Origin of the sequence: Actinoplanes teichomyceticus ATCC 31121 (assembly GCF_003711105.1) — a bacterium.
Lineage (GTDB): Bacteria > Actinomycetota > Actinomycetes > Mycobacteriales > Micromonosporaceae > Actinoplanes > Actinoplanes teichomyceticus.
The window spans coordinates 713,211-733,057 of sequence record NZ_CP023865.1 but is presented as its reverse complement, the minus strand read 5'-3'; the positions used below and the strand labels follow the sequence as shown (position 1 = coordinate 733,057).

The following is a 19,847-nucleotide window of genomic DNA, read 5'->3' as shown; positions in this document are numbered from 1 at the left end:
ACGAGCCCGGCGAAATTGCGGGTTACACCATCGCACAGCGGGACGGCCTTGGCGAGAGGCCGTTGGGTTGCGCTGTGCAACGGGCCGCTCTCCGACTTCTGTGTAACGATTTTAGCCCGCCTGGGCGAGTGCTTCCCGGGCCAGTTCGCTGAGCGGCAGTCCGGCCACCTCATCCGGGGTGAACCAGGACGCCCGGTCGGTGGACCCGCCGGCCGCCTCGGTGACGGCCGCGGTGACGGGTTCCTCCACTACTACCCGGTAGACGACCCGGATCACATGCCAGTCCATCGGGACGCCCTCGGGGCCGAGCGCGGCCGGGTCGTACCGGTGTCCGACGCTGAGCAGACCCTCGATCCGTCCGCGCTGCGAAGTCTCCTCGTAGAGCTCGCGGAGCATGGCCGCTTCCGGCGTCTCGGCGTAGTCGGTGCCGCCGCCGGGCAGGTGCCAGAGGCCGCCACCCGGGTAGCCCTCGGCGATCCGGGCCAGCAGGATCCGCCCGGCCGGGTCGGTGACCAGGCCGTACGCCCCGAAGCGCTGCACCCGGTCGGTGCGGTACGGCGGCTCGTCGCCGACCGGCACGGCGTCCGGCTCGACGAACTGCGTCCCTAGTGCCCGGGCGGTGAACGGCAGCAGCGGCAGCCCGGCCGCCACGGCCGGCGGCACCCACTCGGCGAGGTCGGTGGTGCCGTCCGTCTCCGGGCGCAGGTCGCCGCCGGTGACCGTGACGTCGTAGAGGATCCGGTCGGTGTGCTCGACCGACCCGTCCGGCAGCGCGACCACGTCGGCCACCACGGAGCGGATCCCGGTGATGGCGACGGCCAGGCCGGTCTCCTCGGCGAACTCGCGGACGACCGCGTCGGCCGGGTGCTCGCCGTGGTCCACGCCGCCGCCGGGCAGCGACCAGACCCCGGGGAACGCGCTGCGGTGCGATCCCCGGGTGAGCAGGATGCGGCCGTCGGCGGCGCGGCACACGCCGTACGCCGCCACCCTTCTGATCTTCACCGGGCCTAGATTAGCCGCGCCGCCCGCAGCGCATCCGCGGTGACTTCGGTGAGCTGGTCGGCGGCGAGCGCGGCGACCGCATCGAGCGGCATCCACCGGGCCTCGGAGGTGGAGCCGCCGACGTCGTGGATGGTCACCTCGGTGGGCTCGTCCACCACCACCCGGTAGAACGCCCGGACGCCGTGCCAGTCGATCGGGTAGCCCTCCGGGCCGAGCGAGGCCGCGTCCCGGTGACTGGCCACCCCGAGCAGCTCGATCAGCCGGCCGCGCTGCCCGGTCTCCTCGACCAGCTCGCGGATCAGCGCGGTGCCGGGCTGCTCGCCGTAGTCGGTGCCGCCGCCGGGCAGATGCCAGCAGCCGGCGCCGGGATAGCCCGGGGCGATGCGGGTGAGAAGCAGATTCCGGTACGGGTCGGCGGCGATCGCGTACGCCGCGAAGCGCTGCGCGCGGTGCAGCCCGTCCGGCCCCTGGTAGGCGTAGAACGACGGGAAGTCCGGCGTCTCCTCCGGGCGTAGGTCGGCGGAGGCGGCGCTGAGCCCGAGGGCGGCGGCGGTGAACGGCCGTAGTCTGAGCCGCTCGGCCTCCTCCAGGGTGTGCCAGCGCGCCAGGTCGGTGGGATGGCCGACCCGGTCGATCAGGGTGCCGCCGCGCACCGACACGGTGTAGATCAGCCGGTCGGTGTGGATGGTGACGCCTCGATGCGGCAGCGAGCGCATGTCGGCCAGGACGTCACGCAGCCCGGTGACGGCGACGGAGAGCCCGGTCTCCGCCGCGGTCTCGCGGACGACGGTGTGGTTCGGATCTTCGCCGTGGTCGACGGCGCCGCCGGGCAGCGACCAGACTCCGGGCGTACCGGATTTGGCCGAGGCCCGGACCAGGAGAACGCGGCCTTCGTCGTCGGTCGCGACGGCGTAGGCGGCGATCCTGCGGAGCGGTTCCAGTGCGGGGGTCACGAAGCGGCATTCTGCCCGGGTTATGTTACCTCTCCGCGACGACTGTCGGGTTCCTGACAGTTGGATAGCGCTGCGTAACCGCAGCTCAGGGCGTTTTTACCCGCCCTGAGCTATAGATCCACTACCGACCGTCACTCCCACTCGATGGTGCCCGGCGGCTTGCTCGTGACGTCGAGCACCACCCGGTTGATCTCCCGGACCTCGTTGGTGATCCGGTTCGAGATCTTGGCGATCAGGTCGTACGGCAGGCGGGACCAGTCGGCGGTCATCGCGTCCTCGCTGGAGACCGGCCGCAACACCACCGGGTGGCCGTAGGTGCGGCCGTCGCCCTGCACGCCGACGCTGCGCACGTCGGCCAGCAGCACCACCGGGAACTGCCAGACATCCCGGTCCAGACCGGCGGCGGTCAGCTCCTCGCGGGCGATCAGGTCGGCCTGGCGCAGGATGTCCAGGCGCTCCCGGTCGACCGCGCCGATGATCCGGATGGCCAGCCCCGGCCCCGGGAACGGGTGCCGCTGCACCATCGCCTCGGGCAGGCCGAGGGCGGCGCCGAGCGCGCGCACCTCGTCCTTGAACAGCGTGCGCAGCGGCTCGATCAGCGCGAACTGCAGGTCGTCGGGGAGGCCGCCGACGTTGTGGTGCGACTTGATGTTCGCGGTGCCGGTGCCGCCGCCGGACTCCACCACATCCGGGTACAGCGTGCCCTGCACCAGGAACTCGATGTGCCGCTCGGCGTCCAGCTCGCGGGCGGCGGCCTCGAACGTACGGATGAACTCGCGCCCGATGATCTTGCGCTTCTGCTCCGGGTCGGTGACCCCGGCCAGGTGCCCGAGGAACTGCTCGGCGGCGTCGACCACCTTGAGCCGGATGCCGGTGGCGGCGACGTAGTCCTTCTCCACCTGCTCGGCCTCGCCCGCACGCAGCAGGCCGTGGTCGACGAAGACGCAGGTGAGCTGGTCGCCGATCGCCTTGTGGACGAGCGCCGCGGCGACCGCCGAGTCGACGCCGCCGGAGAGCGCGCAGAGCACCTGCTTGTCGCCCACCTGCTCGCGGATCGCGGCGACCTGGTCCTCGATGATGTTGCCGGGCGTCCACGTGGGCTCGATGCCGGCGATGTCGTACAGGAAGCGCTTGAGCATCTCCTGGCCCTGCTCGGTGTGCGCCACCTCGGGGTGGAACTGCACGCCGGCGCGCCGGGCGGCCAGGTCCTCGAACGCGGCGACCGGGGCGCCCGGGGTGGACGCGGTGACCATGAAGCCGGCCGGGGCGACCGCGACGCTGTCCCCGTGGCTCATCCACACCGGCAGGCCGGCCGGCAGGTCGCGCAGCAGCGAGCCGCCCTGCGCGGTCAGCAGGGTGCGGCCGTACTCCCGGGAGCCGGTGTGCGCCACCGTGCCGCCGAGCGCCTGAGCCATCGCCTGGAAGCCGTAGCAGATGCCGAAGACCGGCACCTCGCTGTCGAACAGGCCCGCGTCGAGCACGGGCGCGCCCGGCTCGTAGACGCTGGACGGGCCGCCGGACAGGATGATCGCGGCGGGATTCTTGGCCAGCATCTCGGCCACCGGCATCGAGTGCGGGACGATCTCGGAGTACACACGGGCCTCACGGACCCGGCGGGCGATCAGCTGGGCGTACTGGGCGCCGAAGTCGACGACGAGGACGGGACGCGGGGTGCTCACCCGGCGAGTTTACCGGCGTGGCCGGTGATCGAATGCGATGAGGGGCCGGTCCGTGCGGACCGGCCCCTCATGGCTGCGCGGGATCAGGCGCGGTAGTACGTACGCAGGACACCGGTCGTGGTGTAGTTACCCGCCCGGTCGTACGCCCGGAGCTTGATCTTCATGGTCTTCTTCTGGCTCTTGACCTTGAACTTCAGCGTGTACCCGGCGGTCGTGTCGGTCGCCACCACCTTGCCGTTGACCAGCAGCTGGACCTTGCTGATCCCGGAGGCGTCACTGGCCTTGGCGGTCACCGTGACGGTGCCCTTGACCTTGGCCTTGTTCTTCTTGGCGCTGCCGAGCGAGACCTTCGGCTTGACGTTGTCGGCGATCAGCGTGCGCTCACCGGTCCAGGTCGCGTTGCCGGCCCGGTCGGTGATCCGCAGCTTGACCCTGATCGGGCCGTTCCGGCTGCCGGTCTTCAGCGTCGGCGCGAACGGCGAGGTGTAGGACCAGTTGGCCCATTTGCCGTTGACGTAGAGGTCCACCTTCTGCACGCCGGACCAGTTGTCGGTCACGCCGACCGGCTTGATCGCCACGTTGCCGTGCACCCTGGCGTTCTGCCCGGGCGAGATGTACTTGGCGGCCGGCGGCCGGGTGTCGGTGCCCACGGTGAGCGCCTTGGCCGCGTTCACCAGGCCGTACCGCGTCCACGGCCGGACCGAGGTGGGCTTGACGGCCGAGGAGATGACGGCGTTCTGCAGGGACCAGCCGGTGTAGTTGGGGTGCGCCGACTTGACCAGCGCGGCCACGCCGGAGACCAGCGGCGCCGCGAACGACGTGCCCTGCGCGGCGTTGGTCTTGCCGTAGTAGTACCCACCGTTGCTGGACATGCCGGCGGTCAAGCCGGGGGCGGCGACGTCCACCCAGTCGGGCCCGTAGTTGGAGAAGCTCGCCTTGGCGTTGTAGTCGGCGCCGTAGGTGGCCGAGCCACCCACCGACAGCACGCCCGGGTACGCCGCCGGGTAGAACCTCTTCGAGCTGTTGCTGTTGCCGGCGGCGGCGACCACCAGCGCGCCGCGGCCGTTGGCGTAGGCGACCGCGTCGGCCAGCACCTTGCCGTTGGTCACTCCGCCCAGCGACAGGTTGATGATGTCCGCGCCGTTCTGGGCCGCCCAGATGATGCCGTCGGCGATGGTGGAGTAGCTGCCGTTGCCCTCCCGGTCCAGCACCCGGACCGGCAGGATCTGGCACTGCCAGCAGACGCCGGCCATGCCCCGGCCGTCGTTGCCCCGGCCGGCGATCAGCGAGGCGACGACCGTGCCGTGCGGGAACCGGCCCTCGTCCTTGGGGAAGTTGTCCCCGCCGGCGAGGTCGATCCCGTCCATGACCTGGCCGGACAGGTCACCGATCTCGGTGACGCCGGTGTCCACGACGGCGACGACCACCGAGCCCGAGCCGGTGGTGGTGCCCCAGGCCGCGGGCACCTTGATCTGGCCCAGCTCCGGCTGGTTGCGGCTGGTGAACAGCGGGTCGTTGGGCGCGACGTCGACGGCCTGGGCCTTCGGGTCCACCGAGGCGTAGGCGACCGCCGGGTCCCGGCGCAGCGCGGCCAGGGTGAGCTCGACCCGGTTCGCCGGGACCTCGAAGGCCTTCGCGCCGATCGCGGCGAGCCGCCCGGTGCGGGCCTGGCCGCGCGCCTCGGCGGCCTGCAGGCCCAGCCGGGCCAGGGTGTCCAGTCGCGCGGTGGCGTCGTAGCCGGGCTTGAGCCCGACCAGCAACGACACCGGAGCGGCCGGCGCGGCGCCGGCCGGGCCGGCGACGGCGCCGGTGGCCGCGATCAGAGCAGCGGAAAGAAGTCCGACGGTCCACCGCCGGGCTTGTGGGTTCATGCGGATGCCTCCCCGACGCGACCGCCGCGAACCGGCGAATCGCCCGGCCAGCGTACTGGTGATCTTGTATTTAGCAAGTTCGGTTCCAGAAGGCGGGAATCGAAGGGATTGAGCACGTCACAGGGGTGCTCTAGGGTTCCGCTATGCGGAACAGCAAGATCACGTGGGCCGTGGTCGCCGGGGTGGTGGTGGCCGTGCTGGCCGGGATCGGCGTGGCGATCGCCGTCCGCCGGGGCTCCACCGGCGCCGATGCCCCGGCGCCGGCCGGGCGGGCATCCACGCCCGTGCCGGAGTCCACGCCCAGCCCGTCGGCGTCGCCGTCGCCGCCGCCCGGCGCGGACCTGACCGGACCGCTGGATCTGCTGCTGGTCGGCGTGGACACCCGGGTCACCATCCCGGACTGGCAGACGCACGCCGACGCGATCATGCTGCTGCACGTCGAGCCCGGGCTGAAGTCCGGCTACCTCTACTCACTGCCGCGCGACCTGCGGGTGCGGATCCCGGCGTTCAAGAAGTCCGGGTTCGCCGGCGGGCGCCACAAGCTCACCGAGGCGATGGCGTACGGCTCCCGGGTGCCCGGCCGCACGACCAGGAACATCGCGAACGGGTACGAACTGCTGGCCCGCACGATCAGCGGCTACACCGGGGTCAAGACCATCCACGCCGGCGCGATCCTCAACTTCGGCGGCCTGGACAAGCTGGTCGACCAGCTGGGCGGCGTCGACCTCACCATCGACCGCAGGGTCGAGTCGAAGCACCGGCGGCCGGACGGCACGGCGCGCACACTCGTCGGCGGCGACTACGTCGGCCCCCAGGCGGTCTACCTGCCCGGCAAGCGGCACCTGACCGGCTGGCAGGCGATCGACTACGCCCGCCAGCGGTACGGCCTGCCCAACGGTGACTACGACCGGCAGCGGCACCAGCGCCAGCTCGTCAAGGCGATCCTCGGCCGGGCGCTGGACCGCGGGCTGACCGACGCGTCCCGGCTGGAACCGGTGCTGACCGCGCTCGGCCGGACGCTGATCACGGTGGGCGGGCGTCGCCCGGTCGAGTACGCGTACGCCCTGCGTGGCCTCTCCCCGGCGAACATCACCATGATCCAGTTGGACGGCAGCGGCGTCGGCAGCGGCAGCGGCTACCTCGGCGAGCAGCTCAACTCCGAGGCACGCGGGTTCCTGCGCGCGGCCGCCCAGGGCAGGATCGCGGCATACCTGAAGGCACACCCGAAACTGGTCAACAGGGGTTGACCGGGCGGCCCGCTCTAACCTCGGCGTATGAGACGACGGGGTTTACCACCGGCCGCGGCCGCACTGGCCGTCCTGCTGGCAGCCGGAGCCTGTACCTCCGACGACGCACCGAAACCCGCGGCGTCGCCGTCGCGCACGCCGGACTTCCGCCCGGGCGCGGACGGGGCCGGTGATCCGTACTTCCCGAAGTACGGCAACGGCGGCTACGACGTGGCCGGCTACGACCTGGACCTGCGCTACGACCCGGCGACCGGGAAGCTGAGCGGCCGCGCGACGATCACCGCGACCGCCACCCAGGACCTGTCCAGCCTGGACTTCGACCTGGCCCATCTGAGTGTGACCCAGGTCACCGTGGACGGCGCCGCGGCGACCGCCCGGGCCATCGGCAACGAGCTGGTCGTGACCCCGGCCGCCGGCCTCGTGAAGGACCGCCGGTTCACCGTCGTGGTCGACTACGCCGGCATCCCGGGCCAGCTGGAGAACAAGTCGCTGGGCAACGGCGGCTGGGTGCGGACCCGGGACGGCGGCATCGCGCTCGGCCAGCCGGAGTCGGCGAGCACCTGGTACCCGGTCAACGACCACCCGTCCGACAAGGCCACCTTCACGCTCGCGATGACCGTGCCGGCCGGACTGGAGGCGATCAGCAACGGGGTGCCCGGCCCGCGCCGGACCAGCAACGGCTGGACCACCTGGCGGTGGACCGTGAACTCGCCGATGGCCAGCTACCTCTCCACCGTGGTGGTCGGGCAGTACCGGATCAGCACGGGCGTGCACGGCGGCCGGCCGATGATCATCGCGGTGCCGGAGTCGGTGCCGGCCGGCAGTCCGGCCGCCCGCTCGCTGGCCCGGACCGGCGAGATCACCGACTACCTGGCGAGCGTGTTCGGGCCGTACCCGTTCGATGCCAACGGCGGGATCCTGGTCACCGACGACCGGATCGAGTACGCCCTGGAGACCCAGACCCGCCCGGTGTACGGCGCCTCGTTCTTCAAGGACGAGCCGAACCCCGAGGTGGTCGTGCACGAGCTCGCGCACCAGTGGTTCGGCGACAGCGTGGCGCTGCGCCGGTGGCAGGACATCTGGCTCAACGAGGGGTTCGCGACGTACGCCGAGTGGCTCTGGTCCGAGCACGACGGTGGCCCGACCGCTCAACAGCGGTTCGACAAGGCGTACGCGGGGTTCGACTGGAGCGTGCCGCCCGGCGACCCGGGCCCGGCCCGGATCTTCGGCGCCGCGGTCTACCAGCGCGGCGGGATGACCGTGCACGCGCTGCGCAAGACGATCGGCGACGACGCGTTCTTCCGGCTGCTGAAGACGTGGACCAGCGAGAACCGCGACGGCAACGGCGACACCGCGCAGTTCGTCGCGACCGCCGAACGCGTCTCCGGCCGGCAGCTGGACGACCTGTTCGACACGTGGCTGCACGCCACGACCCCGCCGGAGCAGTGATCCGGGGGGCGGGCCGGTGCACCGGCCCGCCCCCCGATCGGATCGTCAGCGGTCGAGGACCAGCGCGACCTTCTGGAACTCCTTGACGTCGCGGTACCCGCACTTGGCCATCGCCCGGCGCAGGCCGCCGAACAGGTTGAGCTGGCCGTCCGGGCTGTTCGCCGGGCCGTAGAGGAGCTGCTCCAGGCTGCCGTCCGGCTCGCCGGCGATGCAGAAGCCGCCGCGCGGCAGGGACGGGTGGCTGGCCGCCGAGTGCCACCAGGCGCCACCGGCCGGCGCGCCCTCGGCCAGCGAGAGCGGCTCGCCCAGCATCACCGCGTCCGCCCCGCAGCCGATCGCCTTGGCGATGTCGCCGGAGGTGGCGATGCCGCCGTCGGCGATCAGGTGGACGTACCGCCCGCCGGTCTCGTCGAGGTAGTCGCGGCGGGCGGCCGCGGCGTCGGCGATCGCGGTCGCCATCGGCACCCGGATGCCGAGCACGGTGTCGGTGGTGGACCACTCGTCCGCGCCGACCCCGACGATCACCCCGGCCGCGCCGGTGCGCATCAGGTGCAGGGCGGTCTTGTAGTCGGTGCAGCCGCCGACGATGACCGGCAGGTCCAGGTCGGCGATGAACTCCTTGAGGTTGAGCGGCTCGTCGGTGGTGGAGACGTGCTCGGCCGAGACCAGGGTGCCCTGGATGACCAGCAGGTCCACCCCGGCGTCCAGGATCACCGGGGCGAGCGCCAGGGTGTGCTGCGGCGACACCCGGACGGCCACGGTGACCCCGCCGTCGCGGATGTGCCGGACCCGCTCGGCGATCAGCTCCGGCTTGATCGGCTCGGCGTACACCTCCTGCAGGCGCTTGGTGGCATCCGCGTCCTCGTCCAGCGAGGCGAGCTCCTCAAGGATCTTGGTGGGATCCTCGTACCGGGTCCAGAGGCCCTCGGCGTTGAGCACGCCCAGGCCGCCGAGGCGGCCCAGGGCGATCGCCGACTCCGGGCTCATGGTGGCGTCCGACGGGTGCGCGACGCAGGGGATCCTGAAGGGGTACGCGTCGAGCTTCCACTCGGTCGACACGTCGTCCACGTCCCGGGTCCGCCGGCTCGGCACGATCGCGATGTCATCCAGGTGGTACCCGCGCTGGGCGGTCTTGCCGAGGCCGATCTCCACTACGTCACGCATGGTGCGAGTCTGCCCTTCATCCTTCTCTGGGCGGCGGGTGGGGTGGTGTGAGCACTCACCGGGAGTGGTAGTTGGGAGCCTCGACGGTCATCTGGATGTCGTGCGGGTGGCTCTCCTTGAGCCCGGCCGCGGTGATCCGGATGAGCTGTCCGCGCTCCTGCAGGTCGGGAATCGTCTCCGCGCCCACGTAACCCATGGCCGCGCGCAGCCCGCCGATGAGCTGGTGCGCCACCCGCGACAGCGGGCCACGGTAGGGCACCTGCCCCTCGACGCCCTCGGGGACCAGCTTGTCCTCGTTCACGTCCTGCTGGAAGTAGCGGTCCTTGGAGTACGACTTGGCCTGCCCGCGCGACTGCATCGCGCCCAGCGAGCCCATCCCCCGGTACGACTTGAACTGCTTGCCGTTCATGAAGATCAGCTCGCCCGGGCTCTCCTCCGAGCCGGCCAGCAGGCTGCCCAGCATCACCGTGCTGGCCCCGGCCACGATCGCCTTGGCGATGTCCCCGCTGTACTGGATGCCGCCGTCGCCGATCACCGGCACGCCGGCCGGCCGGCACGCCCGGGCGGCCTCCATGATCGCGGTGATCTGCGGCACGCCCACGCCCGCGACGATCCGGGTGGTGCAGATCGCGCCGGGCCCGACGCCCACCTTCACCGCGTCGGCGCCAGCCTCCACCAGGGCCTTGGCGCCCGCGTACGTCGCGACGTTGCCGCCGACGATGTCGATCGTGACGTCTTTCTTCAGCCGGGCGACCATCTCCAGCACCGCGCGCTGGTGGCCGTGCGCGGTGTCGACGATGACCACGTCCACCCCGGCGTCGACCAGCGCCCGGGCCCGCTTGTAGGACTCGTCGCCGACCCCGACCGCCGCGGCCACCCGCAGCCGGCCCTGCGCGTCCTTCGCCGCGTTCGGGTACTGCTCGCTCTTGGTGAAGTCCTTGACCGTGATCAGCCCGCGCAGGTGGCCGCCCGCGTCGACCAGCGGCAGCTTCTCCACCTTGTGCCGGCTCAGCAGCTCCAGCGCCTCGTCCTTGGTCACCCCGACCGGGGCGGTGATCAGCGGCGCCTTGGTCATCACGTCCCGGACCTTGGCGTCCAGGTCGCTGACGAAGCGCATGTCCCGGTTGGTGACGATGCCGACCAGCACGCCGGCCGCGTCGACCACCGGGGCGCCGGAGATCCGGTACCGCCCGCAGAGGGCGTCGACCTGGCGCAGGGTGTCGTCCGGGCTGCAGGTCACCGGGTTGGTGATCATGCCGGACTCGGACCGCTTGACCAGATCGACCTGGGTTGCCTGATCCTCGACGGAGAGATTGCGGTGCAGCACGCCGATGCCGCCCTGGCGGGCCATGGCGATCGCCATCCGCGCCTCGGTGACCGTGTCCATCCCCGCCGAGAGCAGCGGGATGGACAGTTCGACGTTGCGGGTGAGGCGCGTGACCGTGTTGACCCGACTGGGCACCACGTCCGACTCGCCGGGCTGCAACAGCACGTCGTCGAAAGTCAGACCGAGCGGAACAGTGCGAGCGCTGTCAGTTTCCACAGATCATCCCTAGAACAGGTCATCCCTAGACAAGAGGCGGAGTCCATCATCCTACCCATCCCGGCGGCCGCACCCGGGCGGCGGACACAACGTGCGGGCCAGCACACCCGCCCGGGAGGTGAGTACGGTATGAGGGTGCAAGAAGAGCCGATCGACCCGTTCAACGGCGACCCCGCCGATCCGGCCGCGGAACTCGACGACCTCACCGAGGACGCCGAGAACGAACCGCTGACCGAGGACGAGCGGCAGGATGTCCTGGAGGACCTCTCCGACCTGGAGATCTACCAGGCGCTGCTGAGTCCGACCGGCATCCGTGGGCTCGTCATCGAGTGCGAGGACTGCCACGAGCCGCACTACTTCGACTGGGATCTGCTCCGGGGCAACCTGCGTCACCTGTTGAGCAGCGGACGGCCGCGGGTGCACGAGCCGGCCTACGACCCCGACCCGGACCACTACGTGACGTGGGAGTACGCCCGCGGATACGCCGACGGTGTGCACGACACCCTGACCGAGGGCTCCGACGACGACTGACCGGCCGGCCCGGTGACGCTCCGGCGCGGATGACCACCCCTGGCGCCGCCCGGGTACCGGCGAATCGCGGCCGGGCCCGCGTCGCGCGCGGTGGCCACGGGGCGTGGCCGGGTGGCCCGCGGACCTGGCTCGCCGGTCGTACCGGGAAGGAGCGGCGGCGGGGGCAGCGGGCCCTGCCCCCGCCATCGGTCTAGGCCACCAGCCCGGCCCGGAAGCCCGCGGCGACCGCGTGGGCGCGGTCGCGGGCCCCGAGCTTGCGGAACAACCGGCGGGCGTGCGTCTTCACGGTGTCCTCGGAGACGAAGAGCTCCCGGCCGATCTCGGCGTTGCTCTTGCCGTCCGCCATCCCGCGCAGCACCTGCAGCTCGCGCTCGGTGAGGGTGAGCCGCCGCCCGGCCGGCGCGGCGTCCGGCATCCCGGCCCCGGCCTCGTTGCCGGGCCAGGCCACCATCGGCCGGCCGGTGGCCGGATCGATCGGGGCGTCGCCGCGCTGCGCGGGCACCATCGGCGAGTTCGGCAGCATGGCCGGCACCGCCGCCGCGTTCGGCGACCCCATGCCCATGCCGTCGCGGTACTGCCCGCGCGCGGCGGGCGAGTTGTTGTTGCGCATCCCGCCGGCCACCCCGGCCGGCTGGGCGTTCGCGCCGTTGATCGGCATACCCTGCGGGCGCACCGGCAACAGCAGCAGGAGCAGCGCCTTGGCGACGACGCTGACCAGATCGTGCTCCACGCCGCGGATCACGCCGCGGGCGCCGGCGGCCACGGCCGCCGCCGCCACCCGGGGATCCTCCGCCCCGAAGAGCACCACCTGGGCCTGCGGAGCTCGGGCGAGTACGCGCCGGGTGAAGCCGACGCTGTCAGGTCGGGTCACGGCGGTGTCGGCCAGGACGACTTCGGCCGGCCGTTCCGCCAGTCGGATCATGGCCTCGGTCTCGCTGACCGCGGTCCGGACGACGCCGGTCATGCCGAGCCGGGCCGCGGTGGACGCGACGGTCTGGGCCGCCAGCGGGGTTCGGACGCACACGAGGACGGTACGCACAGTGATCCTCCTTCTCTCTCAGAGGAGATCACGCGAGGGCCGCAGCATTACGCGCTTTAGATGGAAAAAACGGGAAAGAAAGGTATGACTTGCCACCTGTTTGCCACGCCGCTCGGAGAGACATCGACATGTTGCGTGTGAGCCGGCGACCGCCGGGGTACACCCGCGTGAGGCCAGTCTCCGGCCCCCATGTCGACCACTCCGCGGTGCCGCGCGGTGAGGAGGGTGTTGATGTCGAACGTTCGCAGGCTGCCCGGGCCGATCGCCGACCTGTGGGACTGGCAGCGGCTGGGACTCTGCCGGGGCCGGGACAGTGCGCAGTTCTTCCACCCGGACGGTGAGCGCGGATCGTCCCGCAATCGCCGCGAGGCCAAGGCCAAGACGATGTGCGGCGCGTGCCCGGTGCGTGCCGAGTGCGCCGCCCACGCCCTCGCGGTGCGCGAGCCGTACGGGGTCTGGGGAGGTTTCAGCGAATCGGAGCGGCTGCGGCTGCTCGCGGTCGGCTGGGAGGATGCGGCGGATCATCACGGACGTGTCGACCTGGTCCGGCTGGAGGCGCGCCTCGGCCGGCCCCACAAATCAGCGGTGCCCGCACAACGGCAGGCGCCGGCCGCCTGAGGGCGCCCGGCGCGCGGCATCACCACACGACTGGCGACACGGTCCTCCCCGGGGGGCCGTGTCGAGTGGTTTCGCGGTTCTTCAACCGCATTGGTGGACATGCAACCCACCGTATGAGCGACTTGTGCCTTCAAGTCGGACCGAAAGTGCGGCTTTCAACTAGTCGACTGAAACCGTCACCTGGTGCCATCCGGTCGCCCCGTCCGGCGCCGGATCCGCGGTCTGCGACGTCTGCGTGTACCCGTCCGTATCGGTCGCCCGCACCCGCAGGACATGCTCCCCGGACGTCGCCGTCCAGGAGTGGCTCCACTGCCGCCAGGTGTCCGCGGAGACCGTCGGCGCCAGCGCGGCGACCTCCCAGGGACCGTCGTCCACCTGCACCTCGACCTTGGCGACACCGGTGTGCTGGGCCCATGCCACCCCCGCCACGACGATCGGGCCGGCCCGGCGCGAGGCGCCGTCACGAGGGGTGTCGATCCGGGACTGGGTCTTGATCGGGGCCTGCGCCGCCCAGCCGCGCGGCACCCAGTACGCGTCGAAGTCGGCGAACCGGGTGAGCTCGATCTCGGTGATCCACTTGCAGGCGGAGACGTAGCCGTACAGTCCGGGAACGATCATCCGGGCCGGGAACCCGTGCCGGACCGGCAGGGGCTCGCCGTTCATCCCGACGGCCAGCAGCGCGTCCCGCCCGTCGCGCAGGACCGCGGTGGGGGTGCCGCACGTCCAGCCGTCGGCCGACCGCTGCACCACCTGGTCCGCTCCCGGCAGCGGGTCGGCCTCGTCGAGCAGGGCACGGATCGGCGTGCCCAGCCACAGCGCGGTGCCGATCAGGTCGCCGCCCACCTCGTTGGAGACGCAGGCCAGCGTGACGTAGCGCTGCACCATCGGGCGTCGCAGCAGCTGCGCCCAGGTGAGGGTGATCGGGTTGCGGACCATCCCGTGGATCCGCAGGGTCCAGCCCGCCGGGTCGACCTGCGGCGTGATCAGCGCGGTGTCGATCCGGTAGAAGTCCCGGTTCGGCGTCACGTAGGGCACCGCGCCGCGGACCTGCGCACCGGACGGCACCGCCGGCGCCGGCCCGGCCGCCGCCGGCAACCGCACCGCGCCGCGTGCCGAGGTCACCGCGCCGCGCGCGGCCAGCCACCGCCCGGCCACCCCGCCACCGGCGGCGACGGCGGCCACGACGCCCAGGTCCCGGACGAAGCGCCGCCGGCTCCCGACGGCGGCCACCCGGTCCGGCCCGCTCTCCGCGGCGACCGCCCGACCCGGCCCGCTCTCCGCGGCGGCCACCCGGTCCGGCCCGCTCGCCGCGGCGACCGCCCGACCCGGCCCGCTCTCCGCGGCGGCCACCCGACCCGGCCGGGCCTCGCCAGGCGCGCCGGCGAGGCGGAGCAGGTGGCGCAGCACCGGGACGGCCAGGGCCGCGCCGGCCAGCGACGGCAGCACCGCGAGCGGTCCGGCGCCCGGGCGGGTCCCCGCCGCGGCGGCCCCGAGCAGCCCGAACAGCGCCACCCCGGCGACCGCGACCGGCCACCGGCGCCGGGCCAGCACCCCGACCCCGTAGGCGTAGAGGCCGAGAAGGATCGCCGTGCCGGTGAGCAGCGCGGTCTTGTCGTGCACCCCGAACAGCGCGATGCCGAGGTCCTTGACCGGCCCCGGCACGTGATCGACGACCACACCGCCGACCGCCACCAGAGGCGCCGAGCGGGCCCCGGTGAGCACGGCGAGCAGTTCGGCCGCCCCGAGCGCGGCCGCGGCCGCGGCGACGCCGGACAGCCCGGCGCGGATCGATGTCCTCACCACGCCATCCTGCCCCGCCAAGTGGGCCGCCGGCCGCCCCGCCCCGGTCGCCGCCGGCCGCCGGGCGCCGCCGGGCGCCCCGGCCGGTGCCGCCGCGCTCGATCCCGCGGTTCAGCCGCGGCGCAGCCACCACCGGGCCCGCCGCGGCGGCTGCGGGATCGCCTCGGGCTCGCGGGCGGTCAGTTCGACCCGCACCTCGGCGGGTACCCGGGCGTCGATCTCGGCGGTCAGCTCGCCGGCCCGGCGGTACAGCGTCGGCTCGGCCCGGACCGTCAGCGCGTCGTGGCCGATCAGCTGCCGGCCGCCGTCCGGCCAGGCGAGCAGCGCGGCGCAGGCGTCGTAGCGGACCGTGGTGACGGTGTCGCCGTCGATCGTGCTCACCCCGTCCGGGCCGGACACCAGCCGCAGCTCGCGATGGCGCCGGCCGCGCCGGACCCGGCCGGGCACCGCCTCGGCCGAGGCGGCCGGCGCCGCGGCGTACCCGGGAAGGTCGGCGTCGGTCCCGGCCGGTGTCATCAGCAGCCCGCCCCGGTACGCGGTCTCCGCCGCCTTGACCACGTCGTCCCGGGTCACCGCGCGCACCGCGGCCAACGCCTCGTCGAGATCCTGCACCGGATGGCCGGTGAGCAGGTTGAACGCCTGTCCCGGCAGGCGCGCCCCGCGCTCGTCGGCGGCCCGCAGGCCGGCCCGGGTCAGCTCGGCCACCGCGGTCACGTCGTCCTCGTCGATCTGCCCGGCGCCCACCGCCGCCAGCAGGCGTACCCACCCGGCGAGGGCGGCGTCCGCCCGCTCCGGCCCGGGCTCGGCGATGGCGACGATGCGCGCGGTCCCGTCGGCGCGCGGCTCGTACCTGGTCCGGATGCGGTCCGCGTGCCCGTCCCGGTCCCGCAGGTCGCGGACCATCCGGCGTTCCAGCACGTTGGCCAGGACGGCGGCGACCGGCGCCCGGGGCACCACGGTGTCCCAGGCCAGGACGCCGGAGTCGCCGCAGAAGTACGCCGGGGTGTCCGGCAGCGCCGAGGACGGCGCCGGCGCCGGGCGGCGCTCCCCGCCCGGCAGGTCCAGCTTCAGCCCCGCCGGGATCGCGTCACCGCCCACCCACAGCGCGGCGTTGTCCCTGGTGAAGTAGCGGTTCACCCAGTCGTCCAGGTGCTGCGGGCGAAGCTGCGGCAGGCCGAGCTCGGGATAGCTGGACATGCCGAAGTCCCGGGCGCCGTGCCGCCACATCGGCATCGGGTCGGCGGGCTGCCCGGCCGCCTCGGCCCGCAGCGCGTCGCGCTCCCCGGCGAGCCGCTCGGCGGGCAGGTTCCGCAGCCGCTCGCAGACGCCGGTCAGGAACTCGGCGATCTCGTCCTCGGTCCCCTGCACGTGGAAGTAGGTGTGCTCGACCCCGGTCCGGCTGTTCCGGTGTGCCGCCGCCCGCCCCGGCACGTACGCCGCGAGGTGCTCGATCAGGTGGGTGATTCCCCGCCGGGCCAGCGGCTCGTCCACGAGACCGACCCGGAAGACCAGACCCGCGTGCATCGGCCCGGTGGTCGGCGCGAGCAGCGCGGGTACGCCGTCCACTTCGAGCGGTGCATCAGGATGGCGCGGGGACATGGGCGGCAGCATAGATCTTCCGCGATGGTCCGCGCCGGTCGGGTGATCAGGAGACCAGTGGATCGTCCAGCAGGTGGTCGAACGCGAGTTCGGCGGCCCCGATCAGCGCGGCGTCCGCCCCGAGCTCCGGGGTGCGCAGGCGGACGTGCTCGCGGCAGGCGGGCAGCCCGACCGCGTTGAGCCGGCTGCGGATCTGGGCCGCGGCGACCAGGTAGACGTCGCGCAGCGTGCCGCCGAAGATCACCACTTCCGGGTTGAAGATGTTGACCAGGTTGCCGACGCCCAGGCCGATCCAGTCGCCGACGTGCCGGAGCGCATGCTGCGCCTGGCTGTCCCCGCGGACCGCGGCGTCGACCACGGCCAGCACGGCGTCCCGGCCGGTACGGTCCCCGCGCCCGGAGAGGTGCAGCAGCGCGTGCTCGCCGATCTCGGTCTCCCAGCAGCCCCGGGAGCCGCAGTCGCACGGCCGGCCGTACGGGTTGACGACCATGTGGCCGACCTCGCCGCCGTACCCGCCGTGCCCGGTGACCCGCCGCCCGCCGGCCACGATGCCGGCCCCGACACCGACGTCGCCGTACAGGTAGATGACGTTGTCGCAGCCGACCGCCGCGCCGCGGGCGTGTTCGGCGAGCGCGCAGACGTCGGCGTGATTGCCGACGATCAGCCGGTCGGGCCCGCCCAGCTCGGCGCGCAGGGCGGCGCCGACCGGCTCCTCGACCCAGCCGATGGTCGGCGCCAGCCGGACCATCCCGTCCTCGCGGCGCACCATGCCGGCCACCGCCAGGCCGCTGCCGACGCAGCGGGCGCCGCCGGGAACCCGGTCGCGCATCGCGCGGACGAAGCGGGCCAGCGGCTCGACCGCCTCGTCCGCGCCCATCCCGGGCGGCCGCCGGGACTCGTGCTGTTCCAGGATCCGCCCGCCCAGCCCGACCCGGGCGGCGCGCACCCGGTCCACCTCGATGCTCAGGGCGTACGCGAAGACCAGCTCCGACTCGGGCCGGACGACCAGGGACGGCCGCCCGGCCCGGCGGGTCTGTTTCGGCACCGCCTCGCTGACCAGCCCCGCGCTGATCAGCTCGGCGGTGAGGGCCCCGATGGTGCTGCGGTTGAGGCCGAGCCGGCTGGTGAGTTCCGCCCGGGAGGTGGCGCCGTGCACGTGGACGTAGCGCAGCAGGGTCCCGAGGTTGTGCCGGCGGACCTCTTCCTGGCTCGGGCCCACGCGCATCAGCGTTCCGTTCTCCGCTCGCGCGGCTCGCTCATCGGTTACCGGTGGCCGCCGCACGGCGCCGGGCCAGCGCGTCGACACCCGCGGCGATGAGCAGGATGATGCCGGTGAAGATGTACCGGGTGCCGGACGAGAAGTCCATCAGCAGCATGCCGTTGTCGATGACGGCGATCACCGCGCCACCGATCACCGCGTGGATGACCTTGCCCTTGCCGCCGAAGAGGCTGGTGCCACCGATCACCGCCGCGCCGACCGAGTAGAGCAGGGTGCTGCTGCCACCGGTGTTCGGGTCCACCGAGCCGGCCCGGCTGACCAGCATGACACCGCCCACCGCGGCCATGAAGGAGCCGATCACGAAGACCGAGATCCGGATCCGGTCGACCGGGATGCCGGCCCGCCGGGCGGCCTCGGCGTTGCCGCCGACCGCGTAGACGTGCCGGCCGTACGTGGTCCGGCCCAGGACGAAGGTCCAGAGCACCAGGAAGCCGCCGATCAGCGGCGCGGCGATCGGAACGCCCTTGATCGACGCGACCGCCGGGTTGATCGCGCGCTCCTGGGTCAGGGCGGCGGTGGTGAGCAGGATCAGCGCCGCGATGCCGGCGACCCGCAGCAGGATGATGCCGATCGGCTCGGTGACCAGGCCGCGGGCCGCCCGGCCCCGGTAGCGCAGGAACTGGACCAGCGTGAAGACGGCCACCGCGACCACGGCGAGACCCCAGCTCCAGGAGACCGGCAGGCTGTCCTTGTTCAGCGACTTGATGAAGCCGTCCGGGATCGAGATGTTCTTGCCCTCGCCGAGCAGGTTCAGCAGGACGCCCTGGAAGGCCAGGAAGGCGGCCAGCGTGACGACGAACGACGGGATGCCGACCTTGGCCACCAGCAGGCCCAGCATCAGGCCGATCACCACGCCGGTGGCCAGCGCCGCGATCAACGCCACCGGCTGGGCGTAGCCGCGCTCGGTGAGCAGGATCGCCATCACCGCGCCGCAGACACCGGCCGCGAAACCGGCGGAGAGGTCGATCTCCCCCAGCAGCAGGATGAAGATCAGGCCCATCGCGATCATGGTGAGGCCGGCCGCCTGGTTGAACAGGTTCGCGAAGTTGCCGGCGCTGAAGAAGGTGTCGTACCGGGCGCTTCCGAAGATCGCCACGAGGACGATCAGGCCCAGGACGGCGGGCAGGGCGCCGAGGTCACCGCCGCGGACCCGGCCGAGGTAGTCCCGGAAGTGGCTGGCGACGGTCGGCTTGACGACCTTGACGCCCCCGGCGGTCTCCAGGGTGGGGGTGGTGGTCACTTCTCGGCTCCCGGCGTGATGTCGACGAAGTCGGTGGGCTTCTCCGGCGGGAGGCCCAGATTGCCGCTGCGTCCGCCGGTGATCAGCTCGACGACCTGGGCGTGGGTGACGTCGCTGGCCCGCACCTGGGCGGCCATCCGGCCCAGGTACAGCGCGGCGATCCGGTCCGAGACCGCGAAGACGTCGTTCATGTTGTGCGAGATCAGCACGACGCCGAGGCCGTTGTCGGCCAGCCGGCGCACCAGTTCCAGCACCTGGGCGGTCTGGGCCACGCCCAGCGCCGCGGTGGGCTCGTCCAGGATGACGACCCGGCTGTTCCAGAGGACCGCCTTGGCGATCGCCACGGTCTGCCGCTGGCCGCCGGAGAGGCTGGCCACCAGCTGGCGCAGCGACTTGACGGTGCGTACCGAGAGGCTGGCCAGGGTCTCGCCGGCCATCTGCTCCATGGTCGGCTCGTCCAGGACGATGCCGCGCTTCTTCTCCCGGCCGAGGAACATGTTCTGGACGATGTCCAGGTTGTCGCAGAGGGCCAGGTCCTGGTAGACGACCTCGATGCCGAGCTCGGCGGCGTCCCGGGGGCTGTGGATGGTGACCTGCCTGCCCTCGAAGGTCACCGTGCCCGCGTCGATCGGGTGGATGCCACTGATGCACTTGACCAGCGTCGACTTGCCGGCGCCGTTGTCGCCCACCAGGGCGGTCACCTCGCCGGGGTAGACGCTCAGTTCGACGTCGTGCAGGACCTGTACGGGACCGAAACTCTTGTCGATCCCGCGCAGTTCCAGTAGGGGTGTCGCGGCCACGGATGTTTCTCCTTCGTTCGGTGACCGGCCGTT

At 72.7% G+C, this 19,847-nt stretch carries 16 protein-coding genes; 4 read left to right on the top strand and 12 right to left on the bottom strand.

All coding sequences use genetic code 11. The annotated features are described in order from the left end of the window. Positions 1 to 111: 111 nt before the first annotated feature. The 4 genes from ACTEI_RS03430 to ACTEI_RS03415 form a co-directional block, all read right to left on the bottom strand. Positions 112 to 1,002: an NUDIX domain-containing protein gene (locus ACTEI_RS03430; RefSeq protein WP_122976302.1), complete on the bottom strand. Its 891-nt coding sequence runs from the start codon at positions 1,000 to 1,002 to the stop codon at positions 112 to 114. Between the two features lie 5 nt (positions 1,003 to 1,007). Further along, on the bottom strand, positions 1,008 to 1,955 hold the full coding sequence (locus ACTEI_RS03425; RefSeq protein WP_122976301.1) for an NUDIX hydrolase: 948 nt from the start codon (positions 1,953 to 1,955) through the stop codon (positions 1,008 to 1,010). A gap of 131 nt (positions 1,956 to 2,086) precedes the next feature. After that, positions 2,087 to 3,634 (bottom strand): glutamine-hydrolyzing GMP synthase, encoded by a 1,548-nt coding sequence (gene guaA, locus ACTEI_RS03420; RefSeq protein WP_122976300.1) that lies wholly within the window; start codon positions 3,632 to 3,634, stop codon positions 2,087 to 2,089. Positions 3,635 to 3,717: 83 nt separating this feature from the next. Further along, positions 3,718 to 5,505 carry a S8 family serine peptidase gene (locus ACTEI_RS03415; protein WP_122976299.1) on the bottom strand — a complete coding sequence of 596 codons (1,788 nt, stop codon included), beginning with the start codon at positions 5,503 to 5,505 and terminating at the stop codon, positions 3,718 to 3,720. A gap of 143 nt (positions 5,506 to 5,648) precedes the next feature. Between ACTEI_RS03415 and ACTEI_RS03410 the strand changes: the two genes are divergently transcribed. Together ACTEI_RS03410 and ACTEI_RS03405 are read left to right on the top strand one after the other, a co-directional pair. Further along, positions 5,649 to 6,752 carry an LCP family protein gene (locus tag ACTEI_RS03410; protein WP_122976298.1) on the top strand — a complete coding sequence of 368 codons (1,104 nt, stop codon included), beginning with the start codon at positions 5,649 to 5,651 and terminating at the stop codon, positions 6,750 to 6,752. Positions 6,753 to 6,779: 27 nt separating this feature from the next. Next, positions 6,780 to 8,201 (top strand): M1 family metallopeptidase, encoded by a 1,422-nt coding sequence (locus ACTEI_RS03405; protein WP_122976297.1) that lies wholly within the window; start codon positions 6,780 to 6,782, stop codon positions 8,199 to 8,201. Positions 8,202 to 8,246: 45 nt separating this feature from the next. Here ACTEI_RS03405 and ACTEI_RS03400 read toward each other — a convergent pair whose 3' ends face one another. Together ACTEI_RS03400 and guaB are read right to left on the bottom strand one after the other, a co-directional pair. After that, positions 8,247 to 9,365, bottom strand: a complete 1,119-nt coding sequence (locus tag ACTEI_RS03400; RefSeq protein ID WP_122976296.1) for a GuaB3 family IMP dehydrogenase-related protein — start codon at positions 9,363 to 9,365, stop codon at positions 8,247 to 8,249. A gap of 55 nt (positions 9,366 to 9,420) precedes the next feature. Beyond that, positions 9,421 to 10,908: an IMP dehydrogenase gene (gene guaB, locus ACTEI_RS03395; RefSeq protein WP_122976295.1), complete on the bottom strand. Its 1,488-nt coding sequence runs from the start codon at positions 10,906 to 10,908 to the stop codon at positions 9,421 to 9,423. 135 nt (positions 10,909 to 11,043) lie between these two features. Here guaB and ACTEI_RS03390 point away from each other — a divergent pair, with 135 nt between their 5' ends. Next, positions 11,044 to 11,439: a DUF5319 domain-containing protein gene (locus tag ACTEI_RS03390; protein ID WP_122981892.1), complete on the top strand. Its 396-nt coding sequence runs from the start codon at positions 11,044 to 11,046 to the stop codon at positions 11,437 to 11,439. Positions 11,440 to 11,629: 190 nt separating this feature from the next. On the opposite strand, the gene ACTEI_RS03385 is transcribed toward ACTEI_RS03390, so the two are convergent. Then, positions 11,630 to 12,478: a response regulator transcription factor gene (locus tag ACTEI_RS03385; protein WP_122976294.1), complete on the bottom strand. Its 849-nt coding sequence runs from the start codon at positions 12,476 to 12,478 to the stop codon at positions 11,630 to 11,632. A 231-nt stretch (positions 12,479 to 12,709) separates the two neighbouring features. On the opposite strand from ACTEI_RS03385, the gene ACTEI_RS03380 reads away from it, so the two are divergent. Further along, a complete protein-coding gene (locus ACTEI_RS03380) occupies positions 12,710 to 13,096 on the top strand; it encodes a WhiB family transcriptional regulator (RefSeq protein WP_122976293.1) in 387 nt (128 codons plus the stop codon). 159 nt (positions 13,097 to 13,255) lie between these two features. Here ACTEI_RS03380 and ACTEI_RS03375 read toward each other — a convergent pair whose 3' ends face one another. The 5 genes from ACTEI_RS03375 to ACTEI_RS03355 all read right to left on the bottom strand — a co-directional run bounded on the left by ACTEI_RS03375 (position 13,256) and on the right by ACTEI_RS03355 (position 19,814). Beyond that, positions 13,256 to 14,896: a molybdopterin-dependent oxidoreductase gene (locus ACTEI_RS03375; protein WP_392390161.1), complete on the bottom strand. Its 1,641-nt coding sequence runs from the start codon at positions 14,894 to 14,896 to the stop codon at positions 13,256 to 13,258. Between the two features lie 111 nt (positions 14,897 to 15,007). Next, positions 15,008 to 16,495: a M16 family metallopeptidase gene (locus ACTEI_RS36695; protein WP_164465822.1), complete on the bottom strand. Its 1,488-nt coding sequence runs from the start codon at positions 16,493 to 16,495 to the stop codon at positions 15,008 to 15,010. 46 nt (positions 16,496 to 16,541) lie between these two features. Beyond that, a complete protein-coding gene (locus ACTEI_RS03365) occupies positions 16,542 to 17,720 on the bottom strand; it encodes an ROK family transcriptional regulator (RefSeq protein WP_122976291.1) in 1,179 nt (392 codons plus the stop codon). 31 nt (positions 17,721 to 17,751) lie between these two features. Beyond that, positions 17,752 to 19,014, bottom strand: coding sequence for a sugar ABC transporter permease (locus tag ACTEI_RS03360; protein WP_122976290.1), 1,263 nt, complete (start codon positions 19,012 to 19,014; stop codon positions 17,752 to 17,754). Further along, positions 19,011 to 19,814, bottom strand: a complete 804-nt coding sequence (locus tag ACTEI_RS03355) for an ATP-binding cassette domain-containing protein (protein WP_122976289.1) — start codon at positions 19,812 to 19,814, stop codon at positions 19,011 to 19,013. The genes ACTEI_RS03360 and ACTEI_RS03355 overlap by 4 nt, the downstream gene beginning before the upstream one ends. Positions 19,815 to 19,847: the final 33 nt, after the last annotated feature.

Bases quoted from the DNA above. Each gene is read 5' to 3' on its own strand.
- ACTEI_RS03380 (WP_122976293.1), top strand. From the start codon at position 12,710: ATGTCGAACGTTCGCAGGCTGCCCGGGCCGATCGCCGACCTGTGGGAC.
- ACTEI_RS03365 (WP_122976291.1), bottom strand. From the start codon at position 17,720: ATGCGCGTGGGCCCGAGCCAGGAAGAGGTCCGCCGGCACAACCTCGGG.
- ACTEI_RS03415 (WP_122976299.1), bottom strand. From the start codon at position 5,505: ATGAACCCACAAGCCCGGCGGTGGACCGTCGGACTTCTTTCCGCTGCT.
- ACTEI_RS03405 (WP_122976297.1), top strand. From the start codon at position 6,780: ATGAGACGACGGGGTTTACCACCGGCCGCGGCCGCACTGGCCGTCCTG.
- ACTEI_RS03410 (WP_122976298.1), top strand. From the start codon at position 5,649: ATGCGGAACAGCAAGATCACGTGGGCCGTGGTCGCCGGGGTGGTGGTG.
- ACTEI_RS36695 (WP_164465822.1), bottom strand. From the start codon at position 16,495: ATGTCCCCGCGCCATCCTGATGCACCGCTCGAAGTGGACGGCGTACCC.
- ACTEI_RS03400 (WP_122976296.1), bottom strand. From the start codon at position 9,365: ATGCGTGACGTAGTGGAGATCGGCCTCGGCAAGACCGCCCAGCGCGGG.